General features: G+C 48.8%; 1 protein-coding gene. It reads left to right on the forward strand.

The annotated features are described in order from the left end of the window. Nucleotides 1-69: 69 nt before the first annotated feature. Nucleotides 70-384, forward strand: a complete 315-nt coding sequence (locus P0G09_RS15830) for a hypothetical protein (protein ID WP_275253132.1) — start codon at nucleotides 70-72, stop codon at nucleotides 382-384. Nucleotides 385-404: the final 20 nt, after the last annotated feature.

Genomic DNA, 404 nt, shown 5'->3' on the forward strand with positions numbered 1-404 from the left:
GAGTTGAATTCCGTCCTTGTTTTTTCCATGGCCGTGTGTTATTCAGATAGAAAAGGAGGTGCATTTCCAATGACAGGTTCTGTTCTTTTAACAATCGTACTCACGGTACTGTGGTTTATTACTGGCGTGCGCGACCTGATGGGCAAGGATCCGCTCAATAACCACCCATTCAACCAGTATAACCGTGACCCGGAATATCGGGCGTTCTGGCAGAAGAAAAAAGGCAACTGGGAGTTGGCAAACGGTATTACGTTTGGCCTTTCCAATGTTCTGATCGTGTTCCCTGAGGCCCGCACAGCCCGCACCGTGGTCTTGGTGATTATGGTGATCGTGGATGTCATCTTCGTCGTTGCGTATGAATCGTGGGAGCACAGCATCGACTAAAAATAGAGCTCTGCCGTTTC

The organism is Faecalibacterium sp. DFI.5.82 (assembly GCF_029076575.1).
Classification (GTDB): domain Bacteria; phylum Bacillota; class Clostridia; order Oscillospirales; family Ruminococcaceae; genus Faecalibacterium; species Faecalibacterium duncaniae.

Excerpts from the sequence above, each read along its gene's own strand:
- P0G09_RS15830 (WP_275253132.1), top strand. The coding sequence starts at position 70 with ATGACAGGTTCTGTTCTTTTAACAATCGTACTCACGGTACTGTGGTTT.